The organism is Coriobacteriia bacterium (assembly GCA_030652115.1).
In the GTDB taxonomy this organism is placed as follows: domain Bacteria; phylum Actinomycetota; class Coriobacteriia; order Anaerosomatales; family Anaerosomataceae; genus UBA6100.
This window is the reverse complement of the sequence record JAUSBK010000007.1, coordinates 351,687-371,919: the sequence shown is the minus strand read 5'-3', so window position 1 is coordinate 371,919 and position 20,233 is coordinate 351,687. Positions and strand designations below refer to the sequence as shown.

Here is a 20,233-nt window from a genome sequence, read left to right as displayed (position 1 = left end):
GGCTGCGGCGCGCTCAAGAGAACTCGGAGTGAGGTGTAGAAGCTGATCCAATTCGGGCTCCATAGCCAATGCTCTAGGACTGTTTAGCAGGAGAAGGGACACACCACGCTCTGAGGGGATTTCTTTATGGAACCGCTCAACTCCCCAGAAGTCACCAAGGGTGATGTCTCCTTGCCTTGTCAGATTCGCGTGCTGACACTGATAACAGGACTCCCTGTAGTCGGTGCCTCTCAGATAGTGGTGATAGTAGTAACTCGACAGAGGATGTATGGGGCGACTGAACGCCCGTCTCCCACGCCTAAAGGAAGCCCGACCCACTAGACCCCATCCCCGCGACTTGTCCCTGAACTCAAACGCGATAACCCGGCCCCTGTACTTCTCTGAAAGCCAGGAGAGGTACCCCTGAAACATCTCGCGACTTGCAACGCCATGACACACAAGGTCAACACAGAGCAGGCGCACCCGGGACACCCGGGATTGTTTGAGGAAAGCCTTAAGGCCTGCAATTTGACAGGGGCAGCCTGAATACAGGACGCGACGACCGGCCTCAAGATCCGCCTTCACCTCAATGAATGTCCGGCCAGTGTCGCTCTGCACGTACTTAGATCCGCGAAGACCATCCAGTTCTGGCATCGCTTCAACACGCACGTGTCGAGCGCTCAACTGCTCGTCGAAGGCGCAACCGTACACTACGCCCCCGTCACGCAAGACGATCTCGGCCAACGCAGTGAACGCTCCCCCCGAGGAGCTTCGCAGCAGGACGTCACTGTCCCGATTGACGGCGGCGTACACAGCCAAGGGAGCTCGACCCTCTATCACGACGTGTGCGGGACACACGCTCAAGCATCGCCGACATGCGGTGCAGGCCTCCTCGTTCACACTGGGATAGAGAAAGCCGTCGGCGCGATTCGTCAGGGTTATCGCAGATTCAGGGCACGTTTGAACGCAAGCTCCGCAGCCCGTGCAGCGCGCCTGGTCTACCACCGCCGCCACATGCTCAGTCAACAAGACCAACCTCTCTCCCGCAGGCTGCTAACGACTCACGCAGGAACGACAGCGACTCTTCTCGGCGTTGATCCAGCACCTGGTTCACGGGACGATAGTCCAGCCCACTTAGTGCAACTGTTGGGTCGCTCGCGACCGTCACGACCCGATCCGTCAGACCCAAACTGTTGAGCAGGTCCAGGTTTCGTTGTGGGTACTTGCTTGGAAGGATCTCCAGGAACGGCCGGTTGAACACAATCGAGAACGCCGTACCATGAAACGAGTCAGTCAGCACTAGGTCGGCGTTCCTTACATACCAGAGAAACTCCCCCACGGTTGGAAGCACCAGCACCTTGCCCTGAGCGCGAACTCGGTCATGAAAGCTCGTGGTAATCCGTATGAGTTCAAGTCCTAGGGTATCGGAGACTCGCCTAGCCCAATCGTCGCTCTCCTTCGTCCAGTGCATCTGGTATGCCAGAACGTACCTGCTCTCCGGCGTGTCGCTTGGCATCAAGGAGGCCCAGTCATCACTGCACAGCAGCATCGTGGGATCGAGTACATGTGTGGCCGAGTAGCCCATCGCCTCGATAGTATCGACGCCAAACCCCTCCCGAACCGATACTGCCGCATAGCGCTTGAGCCCAACCCTTAGCTTCCGCTCGTCGGGCTCCTCGAGCGCTGCCTTGCCGAGACTGGCGGCGTATGAGAACCGGGGTACATTCGGCGGGAGGAAGCAGAACAGATAGGCTGGATCAATCACGCCGCGTCCGGTAACATTCCACACTTGATCGCTGCCGGTGCAGTAGACGTCTGCGTCCGGGCGGCGCCGTGAAAGCGGCCGGTGACTCCGATACTTGCGATTCGTAACCTTCAGCAGTCTCTTCCGCCACGAACCGAACAACCAGTCTCTGTAGGCGGTCTCCGGCACTCGCACTGCAAGGTACGCAAGACGTGTCAGAGGATTCCTATTCCACTTGCTGGACGCCTTCATTATCGTCCGGCAAGTGCACCACGCGTTGTCGGAATGCGGCCGGTAGTCCACGTAGAGTGGATCGTGACCCAGCCGCTGCAGTACCGTCTGCAGCGCATACGCCTGCAGTAGGGAGCCGTAGTTCCCTATTGCGTGCCTGGACATTATCGCCACTCTTCTTGACACGGCCATCCCTCTGGGCTCACCTCTCTAGCACATCGGACAACTCTATCGTTCCTGCAACTCCGCGCTCTCCAAGACGTCGACAGACTCCGCTGGCGACCCAACGCCCAAGAACCGCCAGCGCAGCTCCTGACGAAGGTGCAAGAGCGTTAGGGCAGCAGCAGCCGCGTAGGAGGTGGTGGATGCTATCGCCGCTCCATAGCCGCCCATGGTCGGAGCCAGCAGTGCAAGCATCAGCATATCCATCACGAATGCCAGACCAGCGATGCGACCGGGCCATAGCGGCTTCTTGCGAACCACGGTGAAGTAATTCAACGCCACTTGAAAGACGCTGAAGCAGATAGCTCCCGGAATCAGGAGGAGGAACATCCGCTCGGTCCCGGCGTAGCTGGGACCGAGCGCCAGTCTCACGAACGGGAATATGCCCAGACCGGCTACGATTCCCGTCCCCAGTGACACTGCCAGTCCTGCGGACACACCCCGCAGCAGCAAGCGCGGGGCAGCGTCAAGGTCGTTTCCGTAGCGCGAGGCGAGCGACTGACCGATCGCTGAAGGCCCGATTCCCAAGACAAGCACGCCTAGACCCGCGATCGCGTAGCGGCCCACCTCGGCGGTTGGCGCCACAAGTCCCAGGGCAAGGACATCTACTCGTGTCGTGGCTACACCAAGCACGGAGGCCGGCAGCGCACTGAGTGATAGGCGCATGAGCTCGTGCATCTGGTGTCTTCGGGGACGGCCAAACTGGACTCCTCTTAACAGCACAGCCCATCCCACGGCGTCTCCACACAACTGCGCACAGCTCCAGATCAGCATTGCAGTGCCCACGCTGGGGGGTGCGTATAGCCATGCAACCAGGTAGCCGACAGCCATCAGCAAGCCCGTGACCGCGGCATTCGCCAGGGAGCTTTCGAATCGGTTCGCCCCGACAGCCGTACCACCCTGCAAGTTCGCCAGAAGGTACGCAACCACGGTGATTGGAAGCCAGACCATCACCATGTTTCGGGGATCCTCGCTCGGCCAACCCAGCAGCCACCTGAGGCTCCACGCGACAATCCCTGCAGCAGCAGCGACCCAGACTGTCACCACCGCGGCGGATCCCACTCTCAGTTCTCCCCGAGCCACGAGTACAGTCAGTCCTGTACTAAAGCCAAGGCCGAGAAGAACGGCCCCGATCTGTCCCGCGGTCGTTGCCATGGAAACCACGCCTCGCGCAGACGGGCCGAGCCAGGCGGCACTGATGATCGTAGCAATTGCCGCTAGGCCCAGGGTGAGTCCCTGCGACGTTGCGGCGAGCGCCGCACTGCGCCTGGTGCTCACTGCCACTGCTCCGAAGCCAAGACGTACGAAACAGGGAACGCGAGGAGGATTGCCATCGGCTGTTGCGTGAAGACAGGCGCGCCGACGGACTCCGCAAGTGCTTCAAGCAGCACCAGGACCCCGACCGTTGCGACGACTCGCACCTCTGCCTTCAATTGCACGTTCCTCGCCGCGGTCAACACGATGGTGAAGGCAACTCCGAGAAGCCACATGAAGCCAACTACCGCAATCCATCCACCCTCGCCCAGGATCGACGGCCAGGTAGTGTCCATAGCGAACGCCGAGTAGGACCGCGAAAGACCCCACACCGTCGACAGACCATACGCCTCATACACGGGACTGTAATCGACGACTGAAAGGTAGCTCCCGAAGCGACCGAATCCAACGCCCACGGGGAAGTTGTCGCGGGCTATCTCAAGCGAACCACGGTACAGCGCATTTCGAGCATTGCCTCCGGCGTCAGCCCCGGTATAGGTCTGAATCTGTACTCCAACTACACTAGATGCCACACTCCCTAGCGCCAGCATCAACACAGCGACGCCGAGAGACAGCTGGAGCGCTCGACGGCGCGGAGGCGCGAGCAACAGAAGCCCAAGCAGGGCGGCAAACAATAGACCCAGCAAAGGCTTGAGTCGCAGCGAGAGCACCGCCCCTGCTGCACAGGCGAGGCTGCCGACCAGATATCGAGACCTCCCGCCCCGCATCCAGAGCGCAAGCGCGGCCAGTGACGAGAAGGCCATGAACCATCCATAAACTCCTGGGTGCGGGAAAAGCGACTGAACCGCCGGCAGTCCCAGCCTGTACATCCCACTCGAAAAGCCAGGCAACAGTGAACGGACGATGGTAGGCCCGGCGAACTCAAGCGCCCCGACGGCCAGCGCCACGATTGACGTGATTCCAATCGCCCAGCCAGCAAGACTCGCAGTCTCCTGCCTGACAGAATTCACGCCTATCACTATCAGCACCCAGAACTTCAGTGCCAGATACGCCCCTGGGACAAGGAGGGCTAGCGGAACACCCGCCAGCAGGCCCGACGCCAATCCAGCAGCTGCCACCAGAGCAGCAGGCCTCCAAAGCGGCAGCTTCAGCTCACGGCGCTCGAGCGCGACGTGAAGAACGCATCCGAAAGCGAGCCAAACGAGCAGGTAGTCGTCCGCTCGCATCACTTGGACGCCAAGCACGGATGCCTGACCGACGAGGCGCGCAACTGTCGACTGCAGGATGGTCATCGCAGCAAGAGCCACGAACGCTCGATCGGGCCAGACGACGGCAGCCACGGCAAACACAAGAATGAGCGTCGAAACGACAGTCTGCTCGGGGCCAACCACAACAGCAATCCCCAGCAAGACGGCTAGCACGACAGAAAGGACGGGCAGACCCCGTCGGGCTGTCCAGTGCCGGATGCCGAGCGCGCTCACTTAAGGAACTCCCGTCCCGCCCGGAAGTCCATGTTCGCTCCTCGGCGCCGCACCCTTTCAGGACTGCGCTCTCCGAAAAGGCAATGCGAGCACTTGCAAGGCCGTCCCCGTGAAGGTTGGTCCTCGCTCACATGCTCACCAGCCCCGACAGCACTCCCCACCCGAGCGCCTGGTCGAGGAAGTACACCACGAGCGCGGCGATCGCCACCACGGCCAGCACTGCCAGCACCGCACTCGTCACCCTGCCCAGACTCTCGGCGAACTTGCGGCCGGGGCTCTTGGCGGGGACGTACACGCTCTGAACAGCGGAGCCGGATGCGGCTGCTCGCTCGTGCCCACGCCGATGATTCTCGTCGGGCTCCGGCGTGTTGTAGTAGTCGGCGTACGAGTAGTAGCCGCCGTAGGTGCCCTTGCCGTACCCGTAGCCATAGCCCGCGCGAGCGCCAGCGGCTTCCAGGCCCCACACCACAGAGCCGACCGGCCGGCCGCCAGCGCTGGCGATCATCTCCCCGGCCTTCCGCACGGCCTCGCGGGTGGAGCTGTTGGCCTTGGTCACAAGCAGCACACCGTCGGTGTACCGCACCACAGCCGCCCCATCGGCCACCGCCAGGAGCGGCGGCGTGTCGATGACCACCCAGTCGGCCCACTCCTTGAGCTCGTCCAGAGCGCCCTTCATCTTCTCGGAACCGAGCAGTTCGCTCGGATTGGGAGGCAGTTTGCCGCTGGTGAGCACGAGGAGGTCGAGACCATCCATCGGCTTCTGCAGCGCGCTCTTGAGCGAATGTGCACCGGTGAGCACGTCGGAGAGCCCGATGAGGTTCTTGACCCCGAAGAACTGCTGGGTGGTCGGCTTGCGGAAGTCGCATGCCACGAGCACCACCTTCTTGCCGGCCTGCGCGAGACCGGCGGCGAGGTTCGCTGCCACCGTGCTCTTGCCCTCCGCAGGTGCGGCGCTCGAAATGAGCAGCGTCTTGATGTCGTGCTGGAAGTTGATGTAATCCAGGTTGTTGCGCAACACGCGGTAGCCTTCTGCCGCAGCACCCGATGGGTGCGTGAGGATGCTCGCGCGCCGCCGTTCGTCCTTCTCGTACTTCTCGGCCGGGATGATGCCCAGCACCGGCACGCCCAGGAGCTTCTCGGCCTCCTCGGAGCTCTTGATGGTGTTGTCGAGGTACTCGTACAGGAACGCCAGCCCGAGACCGACGATGAGGCCCAGCATCAACCCGAGAGCGGTGTTGCGGAGCGGGGTGGGCGCCACCGGATCGTCGGCCACCACAGCCGGGCTCACCACGCGACCCGAGCCTGTCTCCAGCTGAGCGCTGATGCGCAGTTCCTCGAGCTTGGCGGCAAGCGTGGTGTAGTTGCCGGTGGCGATGGCAAGCTCGGCCGTGAGTTCGTCGCTCTTACCCTCGTCGGCGATCGTGCGGCCAAGGTCGAGGATCTCCTCCCTGGCCACGCCCAGGCGGGTCTCCACCTCTGTGGCGGCATCGGTGATGCTCTCACGCTTGTAGTTCCGGCTCCACACCACGAATTCCTCCGCGAGTGTGTTCGCGATCGCCGCAGCCTGCTCGGGGTCGCCATCGCGCGCCATCACCGTCACGATGTTGGTCTGCCCGACCGCAGTAACCTCAACGCGCTCGGCAAGCTCCTCGGGCGAGACACCCAGCTCGAGCGTGCGGATGGTGTTCTCCAGAAGCGGTCGTACCTGCATCAGCTGCACCTGGGTCTGAAGCCCTCGCTCAGGCTGGCTGGAGTACTCGAGCCCCAGGCTGCTGAAGATGTCGGCTCCGGAGCCGGTCTCGGAGATGAGCAGCTTCGCCTGGCCCTCGTAGACCGGCGGCTGCAGAACGCTCCACACGAGCGCCACGATCGTCACGAGAAGCGCCGTACGGATGATGACCCACTTGCGGGCCATGATCACGTTGAGATAGTCGCGGAGGTCCAGTTCGTCCACGGGGCTCCTTGAGCTCGGCTGCGCGGTCTGCATCATCTTACAGCGTTCGGCCGCACACCGAGGAGTGGCGTGCGGCCGATACGCTCAAGACCCGTGCGGGTCGCTACTTTGTGAACCCGGTGATGAACCACTGGGTGCCGGTGCCGCCGTCCTTGCTGATGCAGGCGACCTTTGCCGCGTCGCCGGTCTTGGTGGGACCCGAGAGCGTGATGTTGATCGTCTTGGCGCCGGAACCCACCACGATCGTGTCGACCGTGAACTTGTTGTACGTGCCGTCGAGGATCGCGGTGTACACGTCCTGGTTGGCTGCCTGCTGCTCCACGATCGCCTTGAGCACGTCGGCGTCCGGAGTCCCGAGGTCCGGCGTGGTGACCGTATGGCCATCGGCCGTGATCGACTGGAAGTACCACGCGCCCTCGTACGACTTGAGCACGAGCCATCCGTTCATGACGTCGCCGTCATGGTACGTGGCCTTCACGCGGATGTTGGCGAGTTCGGTGGACTTCACGACCTCGGTGAGCTCGAAGGTCACGAACTGGTTGTTAACGAGGTCATCGATGGTGGTGGCACTCGCCACCTGCTCCCAGTACATCACTTCCTGGGCCTCGGCGGGCGGGAGCGGCACGGTGGCCGGGCTCGCCACAGGCGTGACTTCGTCGTCGGCCTCTTCTTCGGCCTCTTCGGTCTCGACGGGCTTGGTCTCCACGACCTCAGCCTCGTCGGGCGCGAACGGCCCAAAGCCGGTGGCGTACATCAAGCCGGTACCGCCGACGACGAGCGCGAGCGCCACGAGCGCGCCCACGAGCCCCTTGCGGCTCTTCTTGACCTCATCTGTGGCCTGGTACTCGTCCGCCATCAGTTCGCTCCTTCAGATCATCCAACGGTGCACACCCGCAGGCGCGCCCCAGCATTCGTGCACTACATAATCAGCTTAACGACCGGAAGTCGCTACGAGTCACGTTACATCGTGGACTTCGTTCGCGCAATGCCGATGCAGTCTCTCGCCTAGAGAGTCGCCGCTACGCGCTCCAGTGCATCAGGCGCCAGATCGGTGCGCGTTGCCCCTTCGAGCGTGCCGGGATTCGCAGCAAGCACCGCGGCAAGCCCCTCGGCAAGCGACGCGTCCAGCGCCTGCTGTTCCGCCTCGGCAAGGTAGGGCGCACCCTTGAGCACCGCCTGCAGGCGTGCCACGCTCAGCGTCTGCGCGCCCCGCTTGAACGTGTAGAGGTCGGTGCCGTCGAACACGCTCATGTCGGCCGGTAGCGTGACACGCATGCCGCCTGCGGCCTCCACGGCCGCCGCGAGCTCGTCGGCGCTGATCGCCACGTACGGCAGCGGCGCCTCGTTGCGCGCGTCCGCGAGTGCTTCGGCAGTGCCGGCGCCTCCCCCGAACGCGTACGCGTCGGCAAGCGCGGAGTATGTGGTGCCGGGGATCGAGACCTCGAGGGCCGGGCTCAGCGGCTCGAGTGCGGCCGGGCTCTCGGTCACGTCTACGATCGTGATGATCTGGCCCACCACGTCCCCGTTCTCGTCCGGACTCGCCGCCACGATGAGCACCCGGGTGAGGTCTTCTGCCGCAACGCCCTCCGGCCCGAGCACGCCCGCCTCGCCCAGGATCACGGCCGCCGCAACGATCACGACGATCGCCACAAGCGCGACCCTGACCGGATGGCCTTTGCGCTTTGGAGCTGCACCGCGGCGATTCCTGGCCACTACTCGGTCACCCCCAGGTACGAGAGCACGCCGCGTGCGATGCCGTCGGCCAGGTTGTCCTGGTAGGCCTCATCGGCGAGCTGCTTGTCGTCGTTCGGGTTGGAGAGAAAGCCCACCTCCACGAGCACGGTCGGCACGGTGGACCAGTTGAAGCCCGACAGGTCCGAGCGCGCCGAGAGGCCGCGGTTGGCGGCGCCGGTTGAGGCGAGCATCTGGTTGTGGACGATGCCCGCCGCGCGCAGGCTCTCCTCGCGGATGGGCTCGACCCAGTCGTTGCCCGCTGGATAGAGCGTGGAGATGCCGCGGATGTCGGCGTTGGTGTTGGAATCGGCGTGCACGCGCAAGAACAGGTCGGCGCCCGCCTCGGTGGCCACCTGCGCCCGCTGCGCGTTGGAGATATCCACCATCGCGGTCGTGCGGGTCATCACCACCGTCACGCCGTAGCGCTCGAGGCGCTCCTTGATCTTGAACGACAGCGTGAGCACGAGGGCGTGCTCGGCCTGGCGCGTCACCGCACCGCTGGCGCCCCCGGTGACCTTCGCCTTGGTCTCCGTGGCGCCCGGTCCCACCGGCTCCTGGCCGCTGTTGGCAACGCCCTGGTGGCCCGGATCGATGCAGACCACGTAGCCGCTCGCACCCGCCGGAGCCGACGAAGGCGCCGCCGTGGCCACCGCCACCGCCGCCGGATCGGCGTACACAAGCTCGACCGGCGTGTCTACCGTGATGCGCTGACCCGCCGCAGGCGTCTGCGCGAGCACGATGCCGGCTACCGCGTCGCCGGGCGGCGTGGGGATCTTCACGAGCGTGAGGCCGGCTGCCTTCACGAGCATCTCGGCCTCGGCGATCTGCATGCCCACGAGCACCGGGACCTCGACGGGCACGGTGGAGGTGCCCACCTTCGACGCAATAGACGCCGACGTCTCTTCCGAGGCGGGGATCGCGGCCTCTACCGTGCGGCGCTCGCTCGAAGCCGAACGCACGAGCGCGAACGCAACGCCAGCGATCACAAGCACCACCACGGCGGCAGCCACGGCCACAAGCGCGTACACCCGCTTGCGCTTACCGCGCACGCGGTCCATTCGCGCCGATCTGCTGCGCTCGGCCATGGGGCCTCTCCGGTGGTGGGTGATGGGGGCCTGGCAGGATTCGAACTACCGCCAAACGATCGCGAAGCCGCCACTTCGCGCGTGAGCTACGGGCCCGCCCAACACACGCCGCACATTCTAGCAGACGGGGCGCATGCGCCTGGGGTTCTGGCCTTTGGCCGTCACGCCTCGCCCCCGAGTTGTTCGATCGCCCGCCGCACATGCCACTCATCGGCATGGCTACAGCGCGCGAACCGACGCTCTATGTCATCGAGATCACGAAGGAACGAGAACCGCTCGCGAACAACCCTTACCCAACCGGGGACATCGACGGGCGTCGTCAGATGGCCGATCGCCTCAGGCCTGAACTCGGCCTCCTCGCGTGGCCGGAGGATCGCCTCTGGATCGAACGGCTTCTGCCCTAGTCCGTCGTCAACGACATCGCACCATATCTTGAGCGCTGTGAGCCTCCGAACCAACGCCTCATCGAACGGACGCGATGCTAGCCATGCGAGGTCGTACAGGTCCCGCGCCAAGCTGCCCCGCCGCTAGCGGGCAAGCTTCTCGGCGATGACCTCCTCGATTCGGGAGGCAGGGACGGGCGGGATTGCGAAGTCGTAGCGCTCATGGATTGGCAGTGGCAATGCCGAGAGGACCTCGGGCTGAAGCCACAGTCGTCTTCGACCAAGATCGAGCCGGGCGGGAACCTCGATCTCCCCGAAGGGGCTGCGAATCAGAAGCTGCAACCGTCGTGTGCCGTCGATTGGAGCGGTCCCGAACTCGAACTGACCGACTCGCGCTCCGTCTATGGCGTCGACCATCAAGTCCGCCAGCGCATCACTCACGCCGGCGAAGTCCAGGTCGGTAGAGAAGCGGCCCGCGTTCCCTGCACGGAACTTCCGTATGGCCGTGCCGCCCTTGAGCGAAAGCCCGAGGTCAAACAAGCCCTGTTCGGAAAGGTAGTAGAGCAGGTGATCTTGGGCGATGTCGATGATGGCCGGCCCGCGACCTCCGGGGCGGCCCTGGCAGTGACGTAACAGGTAGCCCTCGGTGATCATTCGATGCCGACCTCCATGCCCGTGGAGTCGACGAGGTCGTATTCCTTGAAGTACCGCCCGGGAGCCTTCCGGCTTCCCATGTAGTACGGTCCTCTTCCGTCAGGAGCGCCGTCCAGAAGCTGGGACGCGAAATCGGGACGACCGCCACGGTCCAGCAGGTATGCTGCGCGGGCCCAAGCGGCCCGTGGTCGGCCCGACAGTTCCTCGGTAAGGTCATCAATCGGGACTTCATTCGCTGCAGCAGCAATCCACTCCCCCACGTTCGGCCAATCATGGTAGCCCGCAGGTTGAGAGGCCATGAAGGCAAGCAGAGTCGCGACTCTCCACACCGGCAAGTCGTCCCGTCGCACTACGTGTTGGGTCGTCCATCTGGCGATTCTGAACTGCCGAAGTGCCCTCGGCAGGCGAATCTCCTTCGGGGCGCCGATCACTTCGCGATCGGGGCGTCGGCTGGAGAGCCCGAGACGGTAGGCAGCCGACTCGGCCCCTACCGCGAGCGGCGCGTCTGGATTCTTCTTCAGCGCTGCCCGCAGTTCGATCATGGGATCGCCGGTCCCAAGGGCGCCTGCCCGAGCGGCCGGAGCGAATTCCCAAACACCGCGTGTCTGCAAGTCGAGCAGCCAACCTCGCTGCCGGAGCCGCCGGACAACCAGGTCGACTGGCCAGCTGATACCGGCTTCTGTGGCCAGGGTCCGCAGGTCGGCCGTCGTGACAACCCGCGGCTGCTCCAGTTCGAGCAGCTCCAACAACGGGGCCAAAGTCGATGGAATGTCTCGCGCTGTCATTTCAGTCACACATCCTGTCACTCCGGGACAGATGGAGTGTCGCATATGACAGTTGCGCTGTCAATTGTGACACACAAACTGTCACAAGGAGACATCTTCCGTGTCCCGCGTGACAGCCGTCCGGAAACACAATCATGTTTGGTGCACACAATCTATCCTCACAAGATCGATTGCATACACAGAACATGACATCGCCGAGCCGCAAACGCCCCCACAGCCGTCTCGGGAGAGATGCTGAGGGGGCATTCAGTGATTATCTGGTTGAGAAGATGGGCTCGGACCTGTGGCCCGGGAGGCGCGGGACCTTCCCCCGGCGATGGTCAGCCGCAGGAGGGCGATCCGGCGACTACCCGTACGCCACGTGCCCAGATTCGCCCTCGCCCGAGTCCCTGCCGCACGGATGGACGACGAGTTGGACGTCACACCCGAGCACCTGCAACAGGGAGAGGACCTTGTCGATCGACTTCGTGGAGTTCGTCTGGTCGATCAGACGATAGAACTGCGCGGGCGACGTGCCGAGGCGGCGGATGATCTCCCGCTTAGATAGACTCGTCGCCCGTAGCTGCCGTTGAGCCTCAAGTGTGAGCCTGTAGAGCAGCATGTTCCTCATATAGGCAGGATCCTGGTTATAGTCGAGGACCTGGTCCACCACCACAGACCCCTCATGTCCGGAAGCGAGCCGGTAGGTGAAACCTTCCAGCGCAAGCTCCTCGTCGACGTAGAGATCGCTGACGGGGTTGCCCATGTCAGGTGCCGGGTCCGCTTTGCCATACGGGAAAGAGTACGAACCGCGCCACGTTCGCACGACGAAGACCTGCTGCTCCGCGTCCGCTCTGACTGACTCGATCCTCACAGCCGACCTTCCCTTTCGAGCTCATCGATCAGAGAACGGATGCGCCCCGTCATGTGACCTTCGATCGGGGACTTGTTGTCCAGATCCCACTTCACGATGAGCCTGCCATCTCGAAACACGTGAACATGGTGCCCGTGATCGCCGATCCAACTCACGAATATGTGGTTACCCCGGCGCACCTTACCCACGATGCCACGTTACCACACACGGTAACACCCTACAAGCTGACACAGCGGTGATCATGGGCCCACCCCGGTGGTCGTTGGTACTGACCACAGCACCATACGCGCGGGACCTCAGCCAAACCTTGCCGGACTCTTGATCACCTCCAACTACCTCGTTCGCATCGGTGCGCACTCGGACAGGAACCCTCATTCGTGTGGGTTCGCACACTTGCTGACGGCGCTGTTCGCATTCTTGCGAACTCCGTCAGTAGGGCCTCCGTCCCCCCGGTAGCAGATGTGCGAACTCCTCGGCACCTCCTTGGATCCCCTCGGGACCCGCCATGACGAAGAGGCCCACACACGCGGGGGGCCTCTCTAGAATGCGATTTGGTGGGCCCGGCAGGATTCGAACCTGCAACCAAGGGATTATGAGTCCCCTGCTCCACCATTGAGCTACGGGCCCGTGTGACGTTCTGACCTGCTGGTTCTTGGTTTCTCGCCTCATGTTGGTGCCTGTTTGGTGCCGAGGTTTGGTGCCGAAGTGCCGGGATTCTGCACGAGAGGGCTTCTACCCTGCCTCATCCTCGGCACCAACATCGGGCACCACGCCCGCCACGAGCGCACCCATGATACCAGCATCGCGCTCCTGTGCCTTGCGCATGGGCTTCGCGTACCGCTCCAAGAAGAACGCCGCCGAGTGATGCCCGAGTCGCTGTCTCACTGTCTCAGGATCGATGCCGGCCTCTAGCGCGAGTGAGCCCGAGGTAGCCCGGAGATCGTGGAACCTGCACTTGATGCTGTTGTCGTCACACCACGACTTCCACGCGCTCGAAAACGAGTCCGGCCACCACGGGAAGCCGTGGTCGTCGGTGATGATGAGGTCGCCCCACTCCAGGACCGTACCATCGGCCCGCTTGGCGGACGTGAACCACAACTCCCCTGCCGCCTCCCTGAGCTCGTCCTGTCGCTTCATCGCATCACGCAGGATCGTCACGACCTCGGGCGCCACGTCGACCGCACGTTCGGCGCCGGACTTCGGCCACTCCTTCACGCGGTATCGCTCGACTGGCGACCTGCCGCCCTCGACCGCCTCCTTGTCCCATGCGCGACGGACGGTGATGAGCCCCAGTGCCCCAGTGTCGGACTCGGACGGCAGCGTCACATCGTCGCGCCTCAGCGCCAGGATCTCGCCACGGCGCATCCCCGTCACGAGCGCGAGCAGTGCCGGGAGATACAGCCGCGATCCTATACCGCTGTCAGCGGCAAGTGCGGCCATCAGCCCGACAGCGACTTCGCGTTCGAGCGCGTTCACTGGGCGCTTGCGCTCACCCTTGGGCAGCGTCGGGCGGTCGACTCCCTGCCCATCGTCCAAGACGTTGTAGCGGACCCGCCCCAACTCGACGGCCTTCTTGAGCGCGGACTTCAGTGTGACGTGCGTGAGCTCACGAGTGCGCAGCGAGACACCGTAGCCGCCCTCGGGCTTGGGCTTCTGCATCTTCGCGTACATCGTGGTGACGTGTTCCGGCTTCAGACCCTTCAGCGGCGTGTCGCCCAACTCGGACTTCAGGTAGCGGCGAACGATGCTTCGGTAGCTCGTGACGGTGGATGCAGCGAGCCGTCCGTCGCGCATCTTCGGCTCGATGTAGACCCTCAACCATTCATCGAGCCATTCCCCGACAGTGCCGTGAACGGGCGCGACAGTCCCGGACCCGCTCATCATCTTCTCGACGCGGGCTTGTGCATCGGCCTCGGCCTCGCGCTTGCCGCCCTCGAAGTAGTAGATCTCCCGCGTGCGCTTCATCTTGCCCGTCGCATGGTCCGGCTGCATCCCGAGGTCGATAACGACCTTCTGGCGATTGCGGACGGCCTTCCACTCACCATCGACGCGGCGCCTGTAGGGCTCGACGTGGTATCTCATCACGCCTCCCAGTCATCGAAGTAGTCCGCCAGATGCGGCACCTGCTCGCGCAACTCATCGAGGGCAGCCGACTCAGTGAGCATCACGCGCTCAATGGACCATCCGAGCGCCTCGCTCGCCTCGGTGATCGTCCGCCTACCTGAGCCGTCGAAGCCGAACAGCAGCGACACCACGGCGCGCTCATCGTCCCGCAGGCGATCCAGTGCGCAAGCGAGATCGTCGTGCAGGACTCGACTGAACGCATAGTCATCGGGATCCACCGCCGAGCGCCTGACATCCATTTGTGGATACTCGGTGCTCTTGACTCGCCGGACCTCAGCGATGCGATCGAGAATCGCGCCCTTGATCTTCTTGTACGCATACGTTGAGAACTTCGCCCCGCGCGCATCGTCGTACTTCTTCGCCGCGCGACACAGTGCCGCGTTGCCGGCCGACACGAGATCATCGAACTCGGCGTCGGTGGTGGCGCGCTTTGTTGACGCGATGCTGCGTACAAGGCCCTGGCAACTCTCCACGAGTCGCTTCTGGTCGTCGGTGAGCCGCTCGTCGGTGGGCATCACTACGACCACTTCCCATCATGCTTCTGACGGCGCACCCAGGCGTTCATCTTCGCGGCATCCGCGAACCTGTCCGCCGGATGCACGTCCGGGCTCGCGTTCCAAGCCTCGGCGTATTCGCTGTACGTCCGCTTGCCCATCGAGGAGATCAACTCCCTGACTCGCGCGACTCGCTCCGCCCTCGTCATACGCATGGGCACTTGCCCTCGCATCCCGTCCCGCGCTTCGCGGTACGCATCTGCCACGTCCCGAGGATCTATGTCCGGGAACGGCACGATGATCTCGAACGTCACCCGCGATGTGTCATTCACTTTGTATGTACGAGCGCCGACTGAGATCCACGGGAGGACGTATTGCTCGTCAGACAAGAGGTAGCCGACCATCTGCCATACCTCGAAGCCGTGCTGCATCGACAGCCCCTCGGCTTCCCACAGCAGCCTCCACAGCGGCGACCATCGCTCCCTATCCCAGAGGTCGGGCCCAGTCACGAGTCCCGTGCTGATGCTCATCGTCCTCGGCTGTCCGTCAGGGGACGGATACGGCAACTCGACCTCGGGACTCTTATCCCGCCGGAGGTCGCCCTGCACGCGAAGGAACTCCCCGAGCTCGCTGAGACTTACGGGAGTGTCGCGATTGAAGAGATCCAACATCCGCTGCTGCTGGGCCCTGCACGATTCGAGGACCTCGGCTGAGTGCCTCACCCAGCGGTCAGGCACCGTCACTGGACGAGCAGCCAGGCCGCTCCTGACCCAGAAGCGGTAGCGAACCGCTAGATCCTCGGGGGAGTCGCCCAAGACGCGCAGCCGTCGCCAGTCGTCATCGGGGATGCTGTCGCACTTCAGCCGACGAGCGACTTCAGCGCGAAGCGTTGCGTCACGGCCTACCTCGTATTCGCTCGTCACCGTTCCGTCCTCTCACTCAGGAACGTTACCGATACGGATGATAGTACCGTCACATCCTTGCGTCAAGTCCCGAGAGGAGGAACCATGCTTAAACTACGCCGCAAGAGGGAGGGACTCGGACTCTCCCGCGCCGAGGTCGCCCGTCGCTCACGCATCAGCCCCACCGAGTACGGGCGCATCGAGTCAGGGATGGTCAGGCCCTATCCAGTCTGGGCTGTCCGCATCGCTGAGGCCATCGGCCATAACGCCGAGTGTGCGCAAGAGTTGTTTGTAGAGGAGGACACCGATGGTGACTGAGGCCATCCCGCTCCTCGACTCCCTCCCCGACCTCATGACGGTCCACGAGGCCGCACTCGTCCTCAGACGGTGCGACAGCAGCGTGTACGCCGCCACGAGGTCAGGGGAGATCCCTGCCGTCCGTCTTGGGCGACGCACCGTCATACCCAAGGCCGCGATCGTGCGGCTGATCGGAGAAGCATCATGACCGACAACCCATCCCCTACACGCGCCCAGCGCGCCGCTACGGCCGCCGATGCGCTGATCGAGGCGCACGGCATCTTGATGAGGGCCAACGATGACGGCGCGCTCAACGACGTATGCGACCACGTTGCACGCCTCGCCCGGCAGGCTCGCGAAACGGCGCGAATGGCGCTCGACGCGAGCAGGCGGTGATCGCGTGAGCTGGATCCGCATTGACTCATCGTTCCCCGGCAATGCCAAGGTTCTCGAACTCGACCAGAAGCGCCACAACGCCGCCGTCGGCTTGTACGTTCTGGGCCTCTGCTATGCCGATGCGCATCTAACCGACGGCCGTATTCCGCAAAAGGCGATGCGGATTCTGACCGCAAGTACCACATGGAAAAGGGATGCGGAAGAGCTCGTGCGCGTGGGCCTTTGGACCCCAACCGAGGACGGCTACGCAATCCACGATTACCTCGCTTGGCAGCGTTCAGCAGCCGAGATAGGCGCATTCAGTGAGATGCAGCGACAGAAGGCCCTGAAGAAGTGGGGCAAGGCCAACAGCGATGCCGACGGCACTCCCGACGGCACTCCCGACGGCGATGCAGATAAGAAGAGAGTAGATAAGAAGAGAGTAGATAAGCCAAGCCAACCCCTAGAACACGACGGTGGACGGCTTGATGAGATCGTTCACGCCACTGGTGGCAACCTCTCTGCATCGGACGCATCGATGCTCAGTGAGCGCCACGGCATCGGCAGGCTTGCAGCCGAAGTGGACCGCCTCATCGCCCAGGTGCGTGACGGCTTCGAGGTGCGCTCATGGCCTAGGCTGCTCGACGCGCGCCTCAGTAGTTCGCACCCCCTGCCAGCGCCGGCACCGCGAGTGGAGCGCCCTCAGTGCCCCCGGTGCGAAGGCATGGCGCACATCTTCTTCGATGACGACTCGGTGATCCGATGCCCCGACTGCAACGGCTCCGGGTTCGCTTCGGACGACGACTCGAAAGGAGCACCCGAGTGAGCGGTAAGAGATACAGCGACCAAGATCGTGTCACCGGCCTTGCGGCCGTGGAGCTCTTCGGCAGCCTTGCCGCCGCCGAGAGGGCATCAGGCTACAGCAGAAAGACGCTCGCACGCTGGCGCGAGGAAGCAGACGGCGAAGAGCGCGATGATGCTCGTGAGTTCGTGGCCAAAGCCGCGGAAGGTGTCGAGCCACGCTTGGCGCGCATCGTTGACGCCTATCTCGAGCGCTTGGAAGCGAACGTCAGGAACATCGCACCACGCGATCTGCCGGTCGGATTGGGAATTCTCGTGGACAAGCTCGAGCGATTCCGGGGGCGCGCAGAAGCGGTTCCCGATATGTCGCGGAGCAGCGCCGACATCGCCCGCGACATCGAGGCAATCCTGCGCGACGCCCATGCCGCCCAAGCCGCGGACACCCCGACCCCGGATGAGCAGGAGGACGAGTGATGCCGAAGCCTCGGCCCAACCAGATTCAGCGCCTCGGCTTCACCAAGATGACGCCCGAGGAGCAGGCGGAACTACAGCGAGAACTCGCGCTATTCGATGCGACCATCGCCGGGGTGCCGTTCGAAGATGACACCGACGAGCTCGCAGATTTGAGCGACGTGATCGCCGAGTGCATCAACGGCGTGGTCGCTGATTGCATCGATGCAAACGACGACGAAACGGAGCACCAGAATGGCTGACTTCACACCGAATTTCAACAAGGCGCGTACCGATGCACGCTCCGCGTATTGGAGCATCGATCAAGCCGAGCGCCGCGGTGCCACCAGCGGCGGCCTCCAGGCGATGAAGGCCGAGCGGGCACAGAAGCTCCGTGCGGCCATTTTCGCGGAGGCGGGCGCGGCGGCCGGCGCAGCTCGCCGCGCCCGTGAAGCCGTCGAGAGCCGCTACCAGGACAAGGCGCCGAGCACGCAGATGGAGGCCGTCGGTCGCCTGAACAGGTTTATGAACATGGAGAACAGAGTGATGGCGACTCGCACGGCGGACCTCGTGAAGAAGGCCGACGGCATGATGAACGACCCGCTGCACGCGGACCCCGAAGTGCTGGCGGCCATCGGTGCCGAGCTTCGGCGGCGCGGGGATCACTCGGAAGCGGACGCCATCGGCGGCCACCTCGATATCCCGGTCTGGACGTTCGATGATGAGTGGCAGGAGGCGCACGACGCGGAGACGATGCTCACCAAGTGGCACGAGGACGCGGCGCGCCAGGAAAACCCGCTGCTTCCGGACGGCTCTCCGTTCAGCCTGAATGACGTTCTCGAGATGTCCGCGAGGGACGCACTATCGGACGCGGGGCCGCTCCCCGAGCGGACGTCCAGCAGCAGCCGTGCAGCGTTCAACGCCGGTCGAGGCGAATAACCGTGGCCGGACTCACCAACGCCGAGAAGCGAGAGATCGCCGAGGCCTGGCAGCGCGAAGCTAGGCGCATGCCCCACCTCGGCACGTACCCTGCCAGCAGCAGCTCAACGCACCCTGCACCTACGCAATCGTCCGGGCCGAGCGCATCGGACATCGCACGGCTCGCTGCGGCGCTACGCGATCTGTGCGGCTATCCGGTGGACGTGCTCGAATTCCTGTCGAACCCCGGCGGGTTCATCCGCGCTGCGGTTGCGGCGAGAGTGCGCGCGATGTTCCCGAACCTCTTCTAGACGACCACTCGCGCAAACGTGACCGCGCTGACAGCCCGCGTCACGAGCGCACCAGGCGGGACTCTCGGATAACACCGGGGGTCCCGCTTCTTTGCGTTGTGGCGACGTTGTACGATGCGAGGGGCGATGAGAGAGGGCTAGGGAGAGACACCGCCCGAGCACGCGGATTCCAAGAAAGAAGCCCGCACATCAGCCCTCAGAGCCTCATGCACGTAATGCATAAAACGGGCAGAATATCACAGTGGAGATAATGAAGGTTCTGTAAACCTAGCCGAGTATGCGCAGGTCAGAGCCTCACTGAGCAGACTGCATACCCTGCATAATCGCACCAACCACAACAGGTGGTACCCGGCCGCTGATCGTGGGCGTCACGGTGTGCATAGCTTGTGCATACACTCCGCCCATGCGCGCTACACCCCCCCCCTGCCACCCCCCCTGGGGGAATGCCGTCTGTGGCTAGCGAGTACAGCTGTGTATTCTGAAAACCAACAACGTGTGCGTCCCCCGATTTCCTCTCCCTGCCCATAAAGCATCGTGCGCTCGTCACCGTCGCAGCCTATCGAACGTATGTTCGCCCTGTGAGGCTCTGTAGCGCGTTCTAAGGCGAGTTGCCGTTCGGGTTAGGCATCGCTCCCATTCGCACGTTGCGAGGGCTTGCAGCGGTGAGCGTGCGCGGCGTATGCTCGTGGTGATCTCGTGCCAGGGATTAGACGCCCCGAGGGTCGCAAGCCTTCGGGGCGTCATCACGTCCACATCGCCCGTACCCTCAACCAGGACCGCCGCCAGCTTCCCCGCGAACAGCGGCGTGAGGTTGTCGCTGCGTTGTGGCAGGAGGGGCACTCCAGGGTGGCTATCGGCAAGGCTCTCGGAGTCACTGAGGGCACGGTGCGGCTCGACATTAAGGAGGTTCGTAACGCTACGAACCTGGAATCACCCAAGCGCGTCACCGGCACCGACGGCAAGTTCTACCCCGCACGCAGGATGCGCCCCAACCCTCGAGGCGCATCCCCTTACGTCCCGGCACGGGAAGGCTGATCTAGTAGCGCACGGTCACGGCGTACAGCGAGATGTAGACGAACAGCAGCGCGGCCACGGCGCCGGCGACAGCGATGCCCAATGTCTCGGTAGGGATGGTGCGCACGAGCGGGAGCGGTGTCACGACGGATGCGATCCACACGACGCTGTTTCGGACGGTGCGCAGGGCGCGGCGGTCCTGCCAAAGAGTCCCCATTGTCGCCCCC

Annotated in this window: 23 protein-coding genes and 1 tRNA gene; 8 read left to right on the top strand and 16 right to left on the bottom strand. The window is 63.7% G+C overall.

Annotation, left to right across the window (positions count from 1 at the left end; translation table 11 throughout):
• Positions 1 to 997: 997 nt before the first annotated feature.
• The 15 genes from Q7W51_05855 to Q7W51_05785 all read right to left on the bottom strand — a co-directional run bounded on the left by Q7W51_05855 (position 998) and on the right by Q7W51_05785 (position 15,546).
• Positions 998 to 2,140 carry a polysaccharide pyruvyl transferase family protein gene (locus Q7W51_05855; GenBank protein ID MDO8847891.1) on the bottom strand — a complete coding sequence of 381 codons (1,143 nt, stop codon included), beginning with the start codon at positions 2,138 to 2,140 and terminating at the stop codon, positions 998 to 1,000.
• Positions 2,141 to 2,182: 42 nt separating this feature from the next.
• Positions 2,183 to 3,238 (bottom strand): polysaccharide biosynthesis C-terminal domain-containing protein, encoded by a 1,056-nt coding sequence (locus Q7W51_05850; protein ID MDO8847890.1) that lies wholly within the window; start codon positions 3,236 to 3,238, stop codon positions 2,183 to 2,185.
• Positions 3,239 to 3,450: 212 nt separating this feature from the next.
• A complete protein-coding gene (locus Q7W51_05845) occupies positions 3,451 to 4,872 on the bottom strand; it encodes a hypothetical protein (GenBank protein MDO8847889.1) in 1,422 nt (473 codons plus the stop codon).
• A 127-nt stretch (positions 4,873 to 4,999) separates the two neighbouring features.
• Positions 5,000 to 6,826 carry a polysaccharide biosynthesis tyrosine autokinase gene (locus Q7W51_05840; GenBank protein MDO8847888.1) on the bottom strand — a complete coding sequence of 609 codons (1,827 nt, stop codon included), beginning with the start codon at positions 6,824 to 6,826 and terminating at the stop codon, positions 5,000 to 5,002.
• Between the two features lie 103 nt (positions 6,827 to 6,929).
• Entirely contained in the window at positions 6,930 to 7,682 is a 753-nt protein-coding gene (locus Q7W51_05835) for a hypothetical protein (protein MDO8847887.1), read from the bottom strand.
• A 149-nt stretch (positions 7,683 to 7,831) separates the two neighbouring features.
• Positions 7,832 to 8,539 carry a hypothetical protein gene (locus tag Q7W51_05830; GenBank protein MDO8847886.1) on the bottom strand — a complete coding sequence of 236 codons (708 nt, stop codon included), beginning with the start codon at positions 8,537 to 8,539 and terminating at the stop codon, positions 7,832 to 7,834.
• Positions 8,539 to 9,645 (bottom strand): N-acetylmuramoyl-L-alanine amidase, encoded by a 1,107-nt coding sequence (locus Q7W51_05825; GenBank protein MDO8847885.1) that lies wholly within the window; start codon positions 9,643 to 9,645, stop codon positions 8,539 to 8,541. The genes Q7W51_05830 and Q7W51_05825 overlap by 1 nt, the downstream gene beginning before the upstream one ends.
• Positions 9,646 to 9,806: 161 nt before the next feature.
• A complete protein-coding gene (locus Q7W51_05820; GenBank protein MDO8847884.1) occupies positions 9,807 to 10,160 on the bottom strand; it encodes a hypothetical protein in 354 nt (117 codons plus the stop codon).
• A gap of 12 nt (positions 10,161 to 10,172) precedes the next feature.
• Positions 10,173 to 10,682, bottom strand: coding sequence for a nucleotidyl transferase AbiEii/AbiGii toxin family protein (locus tag Q7W51_05815; protein ID MDO8847883.1), 510 nt, complete (start codon positions 10,680 to 10,682; stop codon positions 10,173 to 10,175).
• Positions 10,679 to 11,224, bottom strand: a complete 546-nt coding sequence (locus Q7W51_05810) for a type IV toxin-antitoxin system AbiEi family antitoxin (GenBank protein MDO8847882.1) — start codon at positions 11,222 to 11,224, stop codon at positions 10,679 to 10,681. The genes Q7W51_05815 and Q7W51_05810 overlap by 4 nt, the downstream gene beginning before the upstream one ends.
• A 589-nt stretch (positions 11,225 to 11,813) precedes the next feature.
• The gene (locus Q7W51_05805; protein MDO8847881.1) at positions 11,814 to 12,320 is read right to left on the bottom strand and encodes a hypothetical protein; all 507 of its coding nucleotides are present in this window, start codon (positions 12,318 to 12,320) and stop codon (positions 11,814 to 11,816) included.
• A 552-nt stretch (positions 12,321 to 12,872) separates the two neighbouring features.
• Positions 12,873 to 12,947: transfer RNA gene (locus Q7W51_05800), tRNA-Ile, on the bottom strand.
• Between the two features lie 105 nt (positions 12,948 to 13,052).
• Complete coding sequence (locus Q7W51_05795) at positions 13,053 to 14,402, bottom strand: site-specific integrase (protein ID MDO8847880.1); 1,350 nt, start codon at positions 14,400 to 14,402, stop codon at positions 13,053 to 13,055.
• On the bottom strand, positions 14,402 to 14,959 hold the full coding sequence (locus tag Q7W51_05790) for a sigma-70 family RNA polymerase sigma factor (GenBank protein MDO8847879.1): 558 nt from the start codon (positions 14,957 to 14,959) through the stop codon (positions 14,402 to 14,404). The genes Q7W51_05795 and Q7W51_05790 overlap by 1 nt, the downstream gene beginning before the upstream one ends.
• A 2-nt stretch (positions 14,960 to 14,961) precedes the next feature.
• A complete protein-coding gene (locus tag Q7W51_05785; GenBank protein MDO8847878.1) occupies positions 14,962 to 15,546 on the bottom strand; it encodes a hypothetical protein in 585 nt (194 codons plus the stop codon).
• Between the two features lie 399 nt (positions 15,547 to 15,945).
• Between Q7W51_05785 and Q7W51_05780 the strand changes: the two genes are divergently transcribed.
• Genes Q7W51_05780 through Q7W51_05745 form a run of 8 tightly spaced genes read left to right on the top strand, consistent with a single transcriptional unit; the run spans position 15,946 to position 18,992 of the window.
• Positions 15,946 to 16,158 carry a helix-turn-helix transcriptional regulator gene (locus Q7W51_05780; protein ID MDO8847877.1) on the top strand — a complete coding sequence of 71 codons (213 nt, stop codon included), beginning with the start codon at positions 15,946 to 15,948 and terminating at the stop codon, positions 16,156 to 16,158.
• The gene (locus Q7W51_05775) at positions 16,148 to 16,345 is read left to right on the top strand and encodes a helix-turn-helix domain-containing protein (GenBank protein MDO8847876.1); all 198 of its coding nucleotides are present in this window, start codon (positions 16,148 to 16,150) and stop codon (positions 16,343 to 16,345) included. The genes Q7W51_05780 and Q7W51_05775 overlap by 11 nt, the downstream gene beginning before the upstream one ends.
• Positions 16,342 to 16,533 (top strand): hypothetical protein, encoded by a 192-nt coding sequence (locus tag Q7W51_05770; GenBank protein ID MDO8847875.1) that lies wholly within the window; start codon positions 16,342 to 16,344, stop codon positions 16,531 to 16,533. The genes Q7W51_05775 and Q7W51_05770 overlap by 4 nt, the downstream gene beginning before the upstream one ends.
• Positions 16,534 to 16,537: 4 nt before the next feature.
• Positions 16,538 to 17,338, top strand: coding sequence for a hypothetical protein (locus Q7W51_05765; protein ID MDO8847874.1), 801 nt, complete (start codon positions 16,538 to 16,540; stop codon positions 17,336 to 17,338).
• Positions 17,335 to 17,787, top strand: coding sequence for a hypothetical protein (locus tag Q7W51_05760; GenBank protein ID MDO8847873.1), 453 nt, complete (start codon positions 17,335 to 17,337; stop codon positions 17,785 to 17,787). Before Q7W51_05765 ends, Q7W51_05760 begins: the two co-directional genes overlap by 4 nt.
• On the top strand, positions 17,787 to 18,026 hold the full coding sequence (locus Q7W51_05755) for a hypothetical protein (protein MDO8847872.1): 240 nt from the start codon (positions 17,787 to 17,789) through the stop codon (positions 18,024 to 18,026). The genes Q7W51_05760 and Q7W51_05755 overlap by 1 nt, the downstream gene beginning before the upstream one ends.
• Entirely contained in the window at positions 18,019 to 18,702 is a 684-nt protein-coding gene (locus tag Q7W51_05750; protein MDO8847871.1) for a hypothetical protein, read from the top strand. The genes Q7W51_05755 and Q7W51_05750 overlap by 8 nt, the downstream gene beginning before the upstream one ends.
• Positions 18,703 to 18,704: 2 nt before the next feature.
• On the top strand, positions 18,705 to 18,992 hold the full coding sequence (locus Q7W51_05745; protein ID MDO8847870.1) for a hypothetical protein: 288 nt from the start codon (positions 18,705 to 18,707) through the stop codon (positions 18,990 to 18,992).
• 1,036 nt (positions 18,993 to 20,028) lie between these two features.
• Here Q7W51_05745 and Q7W51_05740 read toward each other — a convergent pair.
• Positions 20,029 to 20,223 (bottom strand): hypothetical protein, encoded by a 195-nt coding sequence (locus Q7W51_05740; protein ID MDO8847869.1) that lies wholly within the window; start codon positions 20,221 to 20,223, stop codon positions 20,029 to 20,031.
• Between the last annotated feature and the right edge of the window lie 10 nt (positions 20,224 to 20,233).

Coding starts and splice junctions, on each gene's coding strand:
- Q7W51_05835 (MDO8847887.1), bottom strand. CDS start 7,682: ATGGCGGACGAGTACCAGGCCACAGATGAGGTCAAGAAGAGCCGCAAG.
- Q7W51_05825 (MDO8847885.1), bottom strand. CDS start 9,645: ATGGCCGAGCGCAGCAGATCGGCGCGAATGGACCGCGTGCGCGGTAAG.
- Q7W51_05815 (MDO8847883.1), bottom strand. CDS start 10,682: ATGATCACCGAGGGCTACCTGTTACGTCACTGCCAGGGCCGCCCCGGA.
- Q7W51_05810 (MDO8847882.1), bottom strand. CDS start 11,224: ATGATCGAACTGCGGGCAGCGCTGAAGAAGAATCCAGACGCGCCGCTC.
- Q7W51_05795 (MDO8847880.1), bottom strand. CDS start 14,402: ATGAGATACCACGTCGAGCCCTACAGGCGCCGCGTCGATGGTGAGTGG.
- Q7W51_05790 (MDO8847879.1), bottom strand. CDS start 14,959: ATGCCCACCGACGAGCGGCTCACCGACGACCAGAAGCGACTCGTGGAG.
- Q7W51_05780 (MDO8847877.1), top strand. CDS start 15,946: ATGCTTAAACTACGCCGCAAGAGGGAGGGACTCGGACTCTCCCGCGCC.
- Q7W51_05775 (MDO8847876.1), top strand. CDS start 16,148: ATGGTGACTGAGGCCATCCCGCTCCTCGACTCCCTCCCCGACCTCATG.
- Q7W51_05770 (MDO8847875.1), top strand. CDS start 16,342: ATGACCGACAACCCATCCCCTACACGCGCCCAGCGCGCCGCTACGGCC.
- Q7W51_05755 (MDO8847872.1), top strand. CDS start 17,787: ATGCCGAAGCCTCGGCCCAACCAGATTCAGCGCCTCGGCTTCACCAAG.
- Q7W51_05750 (MDO8847871.1), top strand. CDS start 18,019: ATGGCTGACTTCACACCGAATTTCAACAAGGCGCGTACCGATGCACGC.
- Q7W51_05740 (MDO8847869.1), bottom strand. CDS start 20,223: ATGGGGACTCTTTGGCAGGACCGCCGCGCCCTGCGCACCGTCCGAAAC.